We start from the raw sequence: 12,887 nt of genomic DNA, 5'->3' as shown, positions 1-12,887 counted from the left end.
ATCCTCACGCTGTCTTGCGGCCGGCATCGAGCGCGGCCTGGAGATGGGGCGGAAGCGACGGCGGGCGTGCCTCGAGATCGGCGAAGGCATCGCCCAGGCCGCCGCCCGCCATCAGGCTGCGCAGCCCGTCGAGCGCATCCGAGATCTTCAGCGCCTCGGCCTCGGAGATCACCTCGCGCGCGGCGCCGAGAAAGGTCAGCACCCAAGTGCCCGGCGCGACCCAGCCGGTCAGCGACAGGTCGATCAGCTCTTCGCGGGTTCCGTCGGTGGCGCGGGCGGCAATGCCGTCGCATTCGAGGATCTGCATCGGGACGCCCAGGCACATCGGCTCAGCCCTCCGCCGGAAAGAAACGGTCGTCGCCGGTGCGGCAGGCCTCGTCCTCGGAGGGGCGGCCGGCCTCGTAGGCGCCGCGCAGGATGGCGCGGTCGGCAAGCAGCGAGGCGTCGCCGGGGCCGGGTTCGGCCACGATCCCCTCGACCGCCAGCATTTCCAGCGCAATGCCGATCGCCGGATCGATCTGCGCCGCCACCGGGGCGCGCAGGCCCCCGCCGTAATCCTCGAGTTCCTCGGGCTGGCAGCCGATCAGGATCAGCCGGTCCGGGCAGTAGCCCATCAGCGTCGCGGTGGAGATCACCTCCTGGAAGCCGGTCTGGTGCAGGCTCATCTTCTTGGCGCCCATGAATTGCGGCACCTCGGCATCCTCGACGATCTTCAGCGTGCCGGGCGCGAGCCCGTAATCGACCGCATCGAAGACCACCAGAATGTCGGCCTCCTCGAGGAAGGGCAGCAGGTAGAGACCCTGCGTGCCGCCGTCGAGCACGGTGACATCGGGCCCGAAGCGCCAGCGCTCGCAGAGCCGCTCCACGCAGCGCACCCCGAAGCCCTCGTCTGCCCAGAGCACGTTGCCGATCCCGAGGATCAGGACCTTTGTCATGTGCGGAGCCCTCCCAAGCTGGCGGCAAAGCGGCAGGCCGCTTGCCATCTGGCACGTTCCGGAAAGCTACCGCCCGGGGAGGCGCAAGATAAGTTTCCACCTGCCCCTCTGCAGGAAAACTTAATGATCTGAAATATAAATAGTTTTTCTTAGAAACAGGTTCACATCCGGCCGGGTGAATGGAAAGCAACTTTCCGGTTTCTTCAAGAACTGGCCACACGGAAAGCAGAAAGGGGAGCGGCTTGACCGCTCCCCTTTCGATTCACTGCCCGCATGCCAATGCAGCTCTCACCCGCGGCGGTCATCCTTGAAGGTCCGCGTCCCCGAGATCATGGTCGAGACCATCGACTGGCGGGACATGATGTCCTCGCGGATCGCCGCTAGATATGGATGATCATGAAGATCACGATCGCCCACATGCCCAGGTGATGGACCGAGTGGATGATCTGGCTGTTGCCGCCGAGCGTCAGCACCCAGCCGAACAGATGGTGGAGCAGGCTGTCCTGCCCCAGCCCCTCGGAATAGAGCGCCAGCCCGGTGACGATCATGAAGCTGAGCCCCAGCGTCATGAAGAAGAACATCGCGGTCTGCGCCAGCGGGTTGTGGCCGACATATTTCTTCGGCTCCTTCTCGAGGAACAGGTACCAGCGCAGCTCGAACAGGATCTCCTTCCACCAATGCGCGTTCCAGACCGGCAGGACGAAGAGCTGCCTTGCATGGTGGTTGCCGACGAAGGCCCAGTAGATCCGGCCGAGGAAGCCCACGGTCAGGATCCAGCCGGCCGCGAAATGGGCGAAGCGGATATAGCCGAAGACGAACTGATGCGTGGCCTCGGCGATCTGCATCGAGGGCGGCGGCGAGCCGATGAACCAGCCGGTGAAGATCAGCACCATGATCGCCGCGGCGTTGATCCAGTGCCAGATCCGCACCGGCGCCTCGTAGACATAGACCGAGCTGTGCTTGCGCAGCAACTCGATGTCGGCGGCGGTGGCGTCCCCGGCCAGCATCGCGCCGGGCAGCGGATCATCCGCGGCCGTCGGGGCATGGTCGTCACGCATCGCGCCGCTCCCGCCGGCGGACGATCCGGCGCAGGACCTCCCCCGCGGCGGTGGGTGCCGTGCTTCCTGGCCAGCCATTCATTCATCGGGCTTTCGCGGCGCCACTGGCGCCACGGTCCCTCTTCATTCACCCGGGAACTTGATCCCGGTGCTGTCAACGAGGAGGGTGAGCGGGCCCGGGGCCCAGCGGGCAGAAAGCTGGACGGCAATCGATCGACAGGGTTTCGCGGCCCCGCTGGGGCCACGGTCCCGTCTCACTCTGACGACGGCTGAGCGTGGAGACGTCCGGCACCGGCCAGTCCAGACCCGCCATTTCCAGGATGCTGGAGACCATGCCGCCTCGCCGTCGCCCATCGGGCTCAAACCGGTGGCGCCGCGATGGGCAACTCACTCGGACCCATGGCGTTCCAATGGCTCGATCTGGCGGAGCGGCAGGCCGAACAGGACCTTCAGCATCAGGCAGAACTGGATCGCATTCGTCGGGCAGACCGTCCCCAGGACCGTCTGCTCATCCTCCTCATTCAGAGAACTCGGGCGGGCGCCCGGGCTTGCCTGCCTTCGGCGCGAGCCAGGCCATGTCCCTGTCCAGCAAGACGAGCAGAGACCCGCGCCGCTTCAGCGTGTTCGCCGTCGCCAGCGGCGCTCGGACCGGTGGCGCTTGCCGCTGGCAACTGCTCGAACCAATGGCGCATCAATGGCTCACTATGGGATTTCCAGTTCGTCGTACGGTAGCGGGCGGGTTCGGGCTTGCTCATGGCAAGCTCAGAACCCACCGGATTCACGCCATGAGGCCCGGAAGCCGACGGGTTCTGCAACAACGCCGCCCAAAACGCGACGCGCCTTCACGCTTCCGAAATCGTTCAGCGGAACTTTGAGGGCCGATTTGAGGGGGTGTTCGATCCTAGGCAATTCTTGGGCGAAGGAATTTCCTCAGAAATTTTCCTAGCAACTTCAGAACTTCATACGAGTAAATGGTAGCGGAGGAGGGACTTGAACCCCCGACACGCGGATTATGATTCCGCTGCTCTAACCAACTGAGCTACTCCGCCAAGGAGTGGGCGCCAGATATTGTGTAGCGGCGCAGGGGTCAAGCGGAAAAATTCGCGCCCTGCCGATTTTCCTGCCCCCGCCTGCCCCGGAGACCGGGCAAGCCTCCGCCGACGCTAAAATTTGATGAAACCTTAACCTTGCGCTATGCGTTAACCCATCCCGGGCGCGCGACCTGGGGAAACAACAGGAAGAACGATGTTCAAGAAAATCATGGTGCCGGTGGATCTGGCACATAAATCAAGCTTGTCGCGCAGCCTCGAGCTGGCCGCGCAGCTGGCACGCGAGAACGGGGCGACCGTATGGTATGTCGGTGTGACCTCCGACGCACCGGGCAAGCTCGGGCACACTCCTGCCGAATACGCGAAGAAGCTCGAGGCCTTCGCGGCCTCCGAGACCGAAACCCATGGCCACCAGGCGTCCAGCACCGCCGTGGTTGCCAATGACCCCGCCGCCGACCTGAGCGCGGTCCTCTTGAAGGCCGCACACGAGATCGAGGCGGATCTGATCGTCATGGCCACGCATGGCCCGGCCTTCACCGACCGCATCTGGCCCTCCCACGGCGAGCAGATGGCCCGGAAATTCCCCGGCTCCATCTTCCTCGTGCGCCAGGACCCCATCCACCCTGACGAAAGGACCGCAACTTGACCGATACGCCCCCCGATACCGGCATTCCCGAACCGGAAGGCGTCTCAGACGTCATCGAAACCGAATACGAAATCGGCCAGGACAACGTCGAAGGCTCGCTCGGGCCGATCGGCTTCGACATCCACAACCCGGTCTTTGCCGTCTCCGGCATGGCCATCGTCGCCTTCGTCTTCTATACGCTCGCCCTGCCCGAGCAGGCAGGCAGCCTCTTCTCGGCGATGTTCGACGCCGTCACCAAGGGCTTCGACTGGTTCTTCCTCGGGGCCGCGAACATCTTCGTGATCTTCTGCCTCCTGCTGATCGTCACCCCGATGGGCAGCATCCGCCTCGGCGGCTCGGAGGCCACGCCGGACTACACCTACATGGGCTGGTTCGCGATGCTCTTCGCGGCAGGCATGGGCATCGGCCTCGTCTTCTACGGCGTATCCGAACCGATGAGCCACTTCTCCTCCTCGATCGGCGGGATCTCCGTCGGCGAGAACGGCGTGCGCACCGACTGGGCACCGCTCGGCGGCGCCGAGGGCGACCAGGAGGCCGCGATCCGGCTCGGCATGGCCGCGACGATCTTCCACTGGGGCCTGCATCCCTGGGCGATCTACGCCATCGTGGCGCTGGCGCTGGCGCTGTTCTCCTACAACAAGGGCCTGCCGCTGACCGTGCGCTCGGCCTTCTATCCGATCCTCGGCGAGCGCGTCTGGGGCTGGCCGGGCCATGTGATCGACATCCTGGCCGTGTTCGCGACACTGTTCGGCCTCGCGACCTCGCTGGGCTTCGGCGCGACCCAGGCCAATGCCGGCCTGAACGAACTTTTCGGCATTCCGATCAGCGACACGACCGAGGTCGTGCTGATCACGGCAATCACCGCGGTCGCCCTGGTCTCGGTGCTGCGCGGCCTCGACGGCGGCGTGAAGGTGCTGTCGGAGATCAACATGGCGCTGGCGTTGCTGCTGCTGGTCTTCGTGCTGCTGACCGGCTCGACGGTCGCGGTGCTGACCGGCTTCTTCGACTATCTCTGGGCCTATGTCGAATACCTGCCCGCGCTCTCGAACCCTGTGGGCCGCGAGGACGTGAACTTCATGCAGGGCTGGACCTCGTTCTACTGGGCTTGGTGGATCTCCTGGTCGCCGTTCGTCGGCATGTTCATCGCCCGCGTCAGCCGCGGCCGCACCGTGCGCGAATTCATGATCTGCGTGCTGCTGATCCCGTCGCTGGTCTGCGTGCTGTGGATGTCGGTCTTCGGCGGCGTGGCCATCCACCAGGTCGTGCAGGACGGCTACACCGCCGCGCAGGAGGCCGACCTGCCGCTGAAGCTGTTCAAGATGCTCGACGAGCTGCCGCTGACCGGCATCACGTCGCTGGTGGGCATCGTGCTGGTGATCGTGTTCTTCGTCACCTCCTCGGACTCCGGCTCGCTGGTGATCGACACGATCACCGCAGGCGGCAAGGTCGACGCGCCGGTCCCGCAGCGTGTCTTCTGGGCGATCTTCGAGGGCGCCGTGGCCATCGTGCTGCTGCTCTCGGCCGGCGGGCTCGGCTCGCTGCAGTCGATGGTCATTTCGACCGGCCTGCCCTTCACCATCGTCCTGCTGGTGATGTGCGTCGCGATCTGGAAGGGCCTCGCCTCCGAGCGCAAGGCCTGAGTTCCGGCACAACGACATGCAAAGGGGCGCCGCGGCGCCCCTTTTTTCTTGCCCGCATCCGCCGCAGCGGCGGCCGGGTCCCTACTCCGCCGCGACCCGGCGCGGTTTCAGCATGTCGCGCAGGTAGCGGCCGGTATGGCTGCCCTCGGCTCCGGCCACCTCTTCGGGCGTGCCCGCCGCGACCACCGTGCCGCCGCCGTCGCCGCCCTCGGGACCGATGTCGATGATCCAGTCGGCGGTCTTGATGACGTCGAGATTGTGCTCGATCACCACCACCGTGTTGCCCTGCTCCACCAGCTCGTGCAGCACCTCGAGGAGCTTGCGCACGTCCTCGAAATGCAGCCCCGTGGTCGGCTCGTCGAGAATGTAGAGCGTCCGCCCGGTGGAGCGTTTCGACAGCTCCTTCGACAGCTTCACCCGCTGCGCCTCGCCGCCCGAGAGCGTCGTCGCCTGCTGGCCGACCTTGATGTAGCCGAGGCCGACCTGCACCAGCGCGTCCATCTTCTCGCGGATCGAGGGCACCGCCTTGAAGAAGACCTGCGCATCCTCGACCGTCATGTCGAGCACGTCGGCGATCGACTTGCCCTTGAACTCGACCTCCAGCGTCTCGCGGTTGTAGCGCTTGCCGTGGCAGGTCTCGCAGGTGACGTAGACATCCGGCAGGAAGTGCATCTCGATCTTGATGACGCCGTCGCCCTGGCAGGCCTCGCAGCGGCCGCCCTTGACGTTGAAGCTGAAGCGGCCCGGCTTGTAGCCGCGCGTCTTGGCCTCGGGCAGACCGGCGAACCAGTCGCGGATCGGAGTGAAAGCGCCGGTATAGGTGGCCGGGTTCGAACGCGGCGTGCGGCCGATCGGGCGCTGGTCGATGTCGATGACCTTGTCGAGATGCTCGAAGCCCTTGATCGTCTCGCACGGGCTCGGCGTCTCGCGCGCGCCGTTGAGCTTCATCGCGGCGTTCTTGTAGAGCGTCTCGATGGTCAGCGTGGACTTGCCGCCGCCCGAAACGCCGGTGACGCAGACGAACTTGCCCAGCGGGAATTCCGCGGTCACGTCCTTGAGGTTGTTGCCCGACGCCTTCACCACCGTCAGCTTCTTGCCGTTGCCCGCGCGGCGTTCGGCGGGCACGGCGATCTCGCGGCGGCCGGCGAGATAGTCGCCGGTTATGCTGTCGGGATTGGCGATGATCTCGGCCGGCGTGCCCGAAGCGATTACCTGCCCGCCATGCACCCCGGCGCCGGGACCGATGTCGAGCACGTAATCGGCATGGCGGATCGCGTCCTCGTCATGCTCCACCACGATCACCGTGTTGCCCTGGTCGCGCAGGTTCTTCAGCGTGGTCAGCAGCCGATCATTGTCGCGCTGGTGCAGGCCGATCGACGGCTCGTCGAGCACGTAGAGCACGCCCGTGAGCCCCGAGCCGATCTGCGACGCGAGCCGGATCCGCTGGCTTTCGCCGCCCGACAACGTCCCGGCGTTGCGCGACATGGTCAGGTATTCGAGGCCGACATTGTTGAGGAAGCCCAGCCGCTCGCGGATTTCCTTGAGGATGGCGCGGGCGATCTCGTTCTTCTGCTTCGACAGCGCGGCGGGCACGGTCTCGATCCAGGCATGGGCGTCCTTGATCGACATCTCGACCACTTCGCCGACATGCTTGCCGCCGATCTTCACCGCCAGCGCTTCCTGGCGCAGCCGGTGGCCGCCGCAGGTATGGCAGGGCCGGTTGTTCTGGTAGCGCTCGAATTCCTCGCGCACCCAATTGCTGTCGGTCTCGCGGTAGCGCCGCTCCATGTTGGGGATCACGCCTTCGAAGACGCGCTCCACCTGGTAGATGCGCCCGCCCTCGTCATAGCGGAACGGGATTTCCTCGTTGCCCGAGCCAAACAGGAAGATCTGCTGAACATGCTTCGGCAGCTTCTTCCAGGGCAGCTTCTTGTCGAATTCGTAATGCTTGGCGAGCGACTCGATGGTCTGGGTGAAATAGGGCGACTTGCCCTTGCGCCAGGGCGCCAGCGCGCCGTTGTCGAGCGTCAGCGTCTGGTCCGGCACCACCAGCCGTTCGTCGAAGAACAGCTCCACCCCCAGCCCGTCGCAATCCGGGCAGGCGCCGAAGGGCGCGTTGAACGAGAACAGCCGCGGCTCGATCTCGGGAATGGTGAAGCCCGAGACCGGGCAGGCGAAATTCTCGGAGAAGGTGATCCGCTCGGGCTCGGGCGTGTTGCCCTCGTCATCGGCGCGCGGCGCGGTCTCGAGGATGGCGATGCCCTGCGCCAGGTCGAGCGCGGTGCGCAGGGAGTCGGCCAGCCGCGTTTCCATCCCCTCGCGCACGACGATCCGGTCGACCACCACGTCGATGTCGTGGCGGAACTTCTTGTCGAGCTTCGGCGGCTCGTCCAGCTCGTGGAAGGTGCCGTCGACCTTGACGCGCTGGAAGCCCTGCTTCCTGAGCTCCAGCATCTCCTTGCGGTACTCGCCCTTGCGGTCGCGCACGATCGGGGCAAGCAGGTAGCCGCGCGTGCCCTCCTCCATCTCCATGATCCGGTCGACCATGTCCTGCACCTGCTGCGCCTCGATCGGCAGCCCGGTCGCGGGGGAATAGGGCGTGCCCGCGCGGGCGAAGAGAAGCCGCAGGTAGTCGTAGATCTCGGTGACGGTCCCGACGGTCGAGCGCGGGTTCTTCGAGGTCGTCTTCTGCTCGATCGAGATCGCCGGGCTGAGGCCCGAGATATGGTCGACATCGGGCTTTTCCATCATGTCTAGGAACTGCCGCGCATAGGCCGAGAGGCTCTCGACATAGCGCCGCTGGCCTTCGGCATAGATCGTGTCGAAGGCCAGGCTGGACTTGCCCGAGCCCGACAGGCCGGTGATCACCACCAGCTCGTCGCGGGGAATGTCCACGTCGATGCCCTTGAGGTTATGCTCCCGCGCCCCCCGGACTTCGATCTTCTTCAACTCGGCCATGCCACACCTCCGGCTTCAACCCGGCTAAGATAAGCTGCCTGCGGCGAGTCTCCAATCCGAAATTGCGAACAAACAATGAACGGCCGTTCCGGCGGCGCGGAAAGGTTGATCGCGTGAATTTTACCGCAATCCCACTTGTTACCCTGCTAACCATCTTGCTACCAGCGCCCTGCCCGCCAAGGCGCGGTTCTCCGGCTTTTCCGGCGGAGGGCGCGCCGGGTCCGTCGCTTCGCATGCTCCCGGGCTGCCCTGCCGATGGTTTCCAGCAGTCCAGCATCGCGAGTAAGCATGTCCCGCCTCTCCCTCCTCTCCGTCCTTTTCGGCGCCACCGCGCTGGCATCGGGCGCCGCCACCGCCCAGACCTTCACCAGCGAAGGCGGGTCGACCGTCACCTTCTACGGCCAGATCGACCCGACCCTGCAATCCGTCGATGACGGCGACGACACCGACACCGACACCAAGCTGGTCGACAACGCCGCCTCGAATTCCCGCCTCGGCTTCCGGATCGACATCCCGACCCAGGAAAGCGACAAGATCACCCTGTGGTTCGAAACCGCGCTCGGCTTCGCCCAGTCGGGCGCCCTCACCCAGGACGGCGATTTCGACGGGATCGACTGGACCCGCCGCTCGCTGCGCCATGTCGAGGCGATCTATGACAGCAAGCGCTTCGGGACGTTCAGCGCCGGCCAGGGCAGCATGGCCACCGACGGCATCGCCGAGACGGACTTCTCCGGCACGGGGCTCGCAGGCCACGCCGCGATGGGCGACCTGGCCGGCAGCTACCGGTTCCGCGACAAGGACGGCACGCTCAGCGATGTCAGCATCGGCCAGGTGTTCAACGATTTCGACGGCGCCCGCCGGATGCGCGTGCGCTACGACACGCCGGACCTGCTGGCTGCCGAGAACGCCAAGCTGACCCTGGCGGCCGCCTACGGTCAGGAAGTGCTGCAGGACGACAACCACAACGACTACTACGACGCCTCGATCCGTTACACGGTCGAGAACGACGCGCTGCAATTCTCCGCCGGGCTCGGCTATGCCGCGGTCGAGGACGACAACGATGTCAGCGAAACGGCGATGACCTCGGCCTCGATCTGGCACAAGGCCTCGGGCCTGACCGCCTCGGTGTCCTATGGCGGCGGTCTCGACAACGACAACGACGCCACCTTCGCCTATGGCAAGCTCGGCTACCGGACGACCAGCTTCTTCCGCAAGGGCTACACCGCCTTCTCGATCGATTACGGCCATGGCGAGGACTTCGTGGTCGACGGCGACGAGTCGGATGCGATCGGCGTGCAGGCGACGCGCGATTTCGGCGGGATCGGGCCGAACGAGCAGTACAATCTGGCCGCCTATGTCGGCTACCGGACGCATGCCTATGACGCCCATGACGGCAGCGACTACCACGACCTGCAGGCCTTCACGGCCGGCCTGCGGATCGGCTTCTGATCCAGTTCTTGCCCTCCTCCGCCCCGTGCGGGGGAGGCTCCGCGGCCCGGTCCCGTCGCGGAGCCGGGTCACGCTGAAAGATTGCCGCTTTGCCCCGCATCCCGGGGGCGCCCTGCGGGACGGCAGCGCCATGGGCCGGTATCCCGCCCGGTTTTCCGCAGGTCACAGGCGCTCGCCGCTCCGACGGCCGACAGGCCCGCACGGAGAACCGGCGCCGCGGTCAGGCCAGGGCGGGGTCGACCACGTAGCGGCGGCCGTTGATTTCCACGGTCCCGGCGCGCATGGCCATTTCCTCGGCATTGGCGGAACGCTTGCCGGTCAGGGTGACCTCGGCGCCCACCTCCAGAACATCGCCTGCCGGGCCTTCCGGTTCGGCAATTTCCGCGGTCCAGAGCTCGCCGTCGGCGGTGATCCGGACGATGCCGCCGGGCGCGGCGCGGCGGGCGTCGGTGACGATGCCGGTCACCTCGAACTGGCCGTCTTCTCTCCAGCGGCTGCCGTGACGGTCCGGCCCGGGTTGTCCGGTAAGGGTCGCGGCAAGCGCCGCGAAACTGTCGCGGGCATGGTGCATATCGCAGTCCTCCGTCTGATCCAGAGGGCAATCTAACCCGATTCTGCTAAGGAATTCTTCCAAAATCACTGTGAACGCTCCCGCCGCCCCCGTCCGGGCCGTCCGTCGCCCCCCGTCCGGCAACGCCATCGCCGCCGCCCATGCCGCCTGCGCCCATGATCGCCGTGCCGCCAAACATTGACCGCAGGCCCCGGAGCATCCGCAAGCGATGTCCCGCACCATCCGCCACCGGAGCCCGCTGCGCCGCCGCCAACGGGCGGCCACGTCGAGATCGCCGCCGGGCGCTGTTGCGCAAATCAACTGATGACCGCAATTCCCCTTTCCCCGGACACACTTGTCCTATGGCCACGGTCGTCGGGATGCCGAGGGCAGTGAAGCGGTTGAGGAATGAGCGGCAAGCGCCATCGGTCCGCGCGCAGCCGCGAATGACCCGGATCTGGAGCTCGGCCACCTGGCGGTCGAAGGTGAGGCACCGCGCCGCCATCGCTACGAGGCCGATGCCGAACGGCCATCAGCCGCTAGCCTAGCAGCTTCACGCAGGTCATTCAATCGCCGGGGCTGCGCGTCCCACTGCGGGATCTGGCCAATGAACGTCGCTGATTCGACCATCGGCGGCTCTTCGTCTTGTTGCGCCGGGAGGGAGGACCTTCGGGGGATCAACCGGATTTACCGGCTCTAACGCGAGGAGAGGCCGACGGTGCGAAAACGGAAAGCCCGCCGCAAGGCCGTCGGAACGCGCGCGCGGTCCTGGTCGAGGCGCAACCCAATGCGCGATGGTCACTCACGGATAGCATTGGTCAAGGCGGTTCAGTTTCCCGGATGTGCTTGGGTCATGGCCAGGCGGCTTTGGCGGCCATGCCGGGAATTGGGTCGATCCCCTCCTTGCCGGGGCGCAGGCCCCGGCCATCATGCAGCGGCGCGCCGTCTGCCATTTGATGGCATGGACCACCTCGCCGACCTCGCCGCGCTGCAGGCTGGCCCTTGCCGTCAACCAGGAGCCTGCCATGTCCGTCACGGCCATCGGTCCCGATCTCGCCAAGTCGATTTTCCGGATCCGCCGGGGGGATGCCCGCGGAAATGCCGTTCCGGAGCGCCGTCTCCGCCGCGGCGGGCTGCCCGCCTTTTCCGGAAGCCGGCCAGCCTTGTTGGCATGGATGCCTGCTCGAGCTCCCGCCGCTGGGCGCGGGAGCTGACGGCCCTCGGCCACGGGGGGCGCCCGCCCCCTCCCCAAGGCGCAAAGCCCCATGCGAAGCGGACCAGGACCGATGCCGCCGGCGCGGAGGCGATCTGCGCGGCGGCCGGACGGCCCGGTTCAAGCCGGTCCGCGCTGGCGGATTGAACGATCCGGGGGATCGTCCAACGGCGCAGAACGCGCTTTGTCCAGGTCAAGTACCTGGAAAGCCAGGGAAAGCCGGGGGCTGCTGACCCTGCATCGTGCCGGGTGCCCCGTGATCCGGCAGCGGACAGCCGGCGCGCGGGCTGTCCGGCGGGTCCGGCATCGTCGCGCCCAGGCGCATGTGCCGGATCGCGGCCCTGCGCCGGGACATGGACATCCCGGACGGGAGCGGCCGCCCGCCCGGGCACCGCCCCGCCATGTCAGGCGACGGCTTCGATCCTGCGCTCGCGGCCGCCCATGCGGAACCGGTCGCCGCGCGCCAGACCCTGCATCTGCTCGAAGACCGGCGCCGTGGCCGAGATGCCCATGCAGGGATCGCCGCCGAAATCGAATTCCGTCGTCGCCACGGCAACGACCAGCCAGCGGCCATCGACCAGCACGGCGGCGCCTTCCTCGACCGTGTCCTTGGGGCCGAAATCGATGTCCCGCAGCCGCTCGATCTTGGCTTGGTGCGCGGCGATCGGGTTTTCGAGCGCGGCGACCATGTCCGCGGCCTGTTCGGCGCGGCCCTCTTCGTCATGGTCGGACGGCGTCTCTTCGTCGAGCTCGCTGCCCGCGACGAAATCCGCGAAGAAGCCCTGGTCGTCCTCGAGCTCGGCCGTCTCGAGCGCCATCATGCGGTCGCGCAAAGCTTGCTTGTCCATTGTCCTTGCCTCCTTTGCAGGTTCGCTAGGACAACGGGAAGGTCTCCGGCAGGGTTCCTGCCGGAAACGCGGCGTCAGCTTCCGGGGGCCTCGTAGACGCCCTGTTCCTTGAGCGCGTCGATGACCTCTTTGGGCATGTAGGTCTCGTCATGCTTGGCGAGGATCTCGGTCGCCTGGAAGACGCCGTCGACATAGCGGCCGGTGCCGACCATGCCCTGGCCCTCGCCGAAGAGATCCGGCAGCACGCCGGTATAGGCGACCGGCACCGATCCGCCGCCATCGGTGACCCGGAACGAGATCGTTTCGCCCTGGCCGCGCACCAGGCTGCCATCCTCGACCAGCCCGCCGATGCGGAACACCTCGGTCGGGCGCGGCGGTTCGGCCAGCACCTGGCTCGGCGCGCGGAAGAAGTTGATGCCGTCGCGCATCGCATAGCCGATCAGCCCGGTCGAGACGGCCAGCGCGACCGCCGCGACCACGATGATCTGCACGCGGCGCTTCTTCTTCAGACCCTTCATGCCCGCCATGACGCCCTCCCAGA

9 protein-coding genes, 1 tRNA gene and 3 pseudogenes are annotated in these 12,887 nt (G+C 66.5%); 4 read left to right on the top strand and 9 right to left on the bottom strand.

Annotation, left to right across the window (positions count from 1 at the left end; all coding sequences use genetic code 11):
- Positions 1-4: 4 nt before the first annotated feature.
- The 5 genes and pseudogenes from C7T91_RS15050 to C7T91_RS15030 all read right to left on the bottom strand — a co-directional run bounded on the left by C7T91_RS15050 (position 5) and on the right by C7T91_RS15030 (position 3,042).
- On the bottom strand, positions 5-325 hold the full coding sequence (locus C7T91_RS15050; protein WP_108259953.1) for a HypC/HybG/HupF family hydrogenase formation chaperone: 321 nt from the start codon (positions 323-325) through the stop codon (positions 5-7).
- Between the two features lie 4 nt (positions 326-329).
- Positions 330-935: a HyaD/HybD family hydrogenase maturation endopeptidase gene (locus C7T91_RS15045; RefSeq protein WP_108259952.1), complete on the bottom strand. Its 606-nt coding sequence runs from the start codon at positions 933-935 to the stop codon at positions 330-332.
- A gap of 288 nt (positions 936-1,223) precedes the next feature.
- Positions 1,224-1,993: pseudogene (cybH, locus tag C7T91_RS15040) on the bottom strand (Ni/Fe-hydrogenase, b-type cytochrome subunit).
- 44 nt (positions 1,994-2,037) lie between these two features.
- Positions 2,038-2,748 (bottom strand): annotated as a pseudogene (locus tag C7T91_RS15035) (transposase); the annotation flags it as partial.
- 217 nt (positions 2,749-2,965) lie between these two features.
- Positions 2,966-3,042, bottom strand: a tRNA-Met gene (locus C7T91_RS15030).
- 196 nt (positions 3,043-3,238) lie between these two features.
- On the opposite strand from C7T91_RS15030, the gene C7T91_RS15025 reads away from it, so the two are divergent.
- Positions 3,239-3,688, top strand: coding sequence for a universal stress protein (locus tag C7T91_RS15025; protein ID WP_108259951.1), 450 nt, complete (start codon positions 3,239-3,241; stop codon positions 3,686-3,688).
- Complete coding sequence (locus C7T91_RS15020; protein WP_108259950.1) at positions 3,685-5,328, top strand: BCCT family transporter; 1,644 nt, start codon at positions 3,685-3,687, stop codon at positions 5,326-5,328. The genes C7T91_RS15025 and C7T91_RS15020 overlap by 4 nt, the downstream gene beginning before the upstream one ends.
- An 81-nt stretch (positions 5,329-5,409) precedes the next feature.
- Here the strand turns inward: C7T91_RS15020 and uvrA are convergent, their stop codons facing one another.
- Positions 5,410-8,286 carry an excinuclease ABC subunit UvrA gene (gene uvrA / locus C7T91_RS15015; protein WP_108259949.1) on the bottom strand — a complete coding sequence of 959 codons (2,877 nt, stop codon included), beginning with the start codon at positions 8,284-8,286 and terminating at the stop codon, positions 5,410-5,412.
- A gap of 288 nt (positions 8,287-8,574) precedes the next feature.
- Here uvrA and C7T91_RS15010 point away from each other — a divergent pair, with 288 nt between their 5' ends.
- Positions 8,575-9,735 carry a porin family protein gene (locus C7T91_RS15010; protein WP_161555922.1) on the top strand — a complete coding sequence of 387 codons (1,161 nt, stop codon included), beginning with the start codon at positions 8,575-8,577 and terminating at the stop codon, positions 9,733-9,735.
- A gap of 220 nt (positions 9,736-9,955) precedes the next feature.
- Here C7T91_RS15010 and C7T91_RS15005 read toward each other — a convergent pair whose 3' ends face one another.
- On the bottom strand, positions 9,956-10,306 hold the full coding sequence (locus tag C7T91_RS15005; RefSeq protein WP_108259947.1) for a hypothetical protein: 351 nt from the start codon (positions 10,304-10,306) through the stop codon (positions 9,956-9,958).
- Positions 10,307-10,864: 558 nt separating this feature from the next.
- Between C7T91_RS15005 and C7T91_RS15000 the strand changes: the two are divergent.
- A pseudogene (locus C7T91_RS15000) lies at positions 10,865-11,089 on the top strand (IS3 family transposase); the annotation flags it as partial.
- 813 nt (positions 11,090-11,902) lie between these two features.
- Here the strand turns inward: C7T91_RS15000 and C7T91_RS14995 are convergent.
- Both C7T91_RS14995 and ccmE read right to left on the bottom strand, forming a co-directional pair.
- Positions 11,903-12,346, bottom strand: coding sequence for a hypothetical protein (locus C7T91_RS14995; protein ID WP_108259946.1), 444 nt, complete (start codon positions 12,344-12,346; stop codon positions 11,903-11,905).
- Positions 12,347-12,420: 74 nt separating this feature from the next.
- Complete coding sequence (gene ccmE / locus C7T91_RS14990) at positions 12,421-12,864, bottom strand: cytochrome c maturation protein CcmE (RefSeq protein ID WP_201742125.1); 444 nt, start codon at positions 12,862-12,864, stop codon at positions 12,421-12,423.
- Positions 12,865-12,887: the final 23 nt, after the last annotated feature.

This window comes from Mangrovicoccus ximenensis (assembly GCF_003056725.1).
Taxonomy (GTDB): domain Bacteria; phylum Pseudomonadota; class Alphaproteobacteria; order Rhodobacterales; family Rhodobacteraceae; genus Mangrovicoccus; species Mangrovicoccus ximenensis.
Note: the sequence above shows the minus strand (reverse complement) of the source record. Positions and strands in the feature narration are given on the sequence as shown.

Excerpts from the sequence above, each read along its gene's own strand:
- uvrA (WP_108259949.1), bottom strand. The coding sequence starts at position 8,286 with ATGGCCGAGTTGAAGAAGATCGAAGTCCGGGGGGCGCGGGAGCATAAC.
- C7T91_RS15050 (WP_108259953.1), bottom strand. The coding sequence starts at position 325 with ATGTGCCTGGGCGTCCCGATGCAGATCCTCGAATGCGACGGCATTGCC.
- C7T91_RS15025 (WP_108259951.1), top strand. The coding sequence starts at position 3,239 with ATGTTCAAGAAAATCATGGTGCCGGTGGATCTGGCACATAAATCAAGC.
- C7T91_RS15005 (WP_108259947.1), bottom strand. The coding sequence starts at position 10,306 with ATGCACCATGCCCGCGACAGTTTCGCGGCGCTTGCCGCGACCCTTACC.
- ccmE (WP_201742125.1), bottom strand. The coding sequence starts at position 12,864 with ATGAAGGGTCTGAAGAAGAAGCGCCGCGTGCAGATCATCGTGGTCGCG.
- C7T91_RS14995 (WP_108259946.1), bottom strand. The coding sequence starts at position 12,346 with ATGGACAAGCAAGCTTTGCGCGACCGCATGATGGCGCTCGAGACGGCC.
- C7T91_RS15010 (WP_161555922.1), top strand. The coding sequence starts at position 8,575 with ATGTCCCGCCTCTCCCTCCTCTCCGTCCTTTTCGGCGCCACCGCGCTG.
- C7T91_RS15045 (WP_108259952.1), bottom strand. The coding sequence starts at position 935 with ATGACAAAGGTCCTGATCCTCGGGATCGGCAACGTGCTCTGGGCAGAC.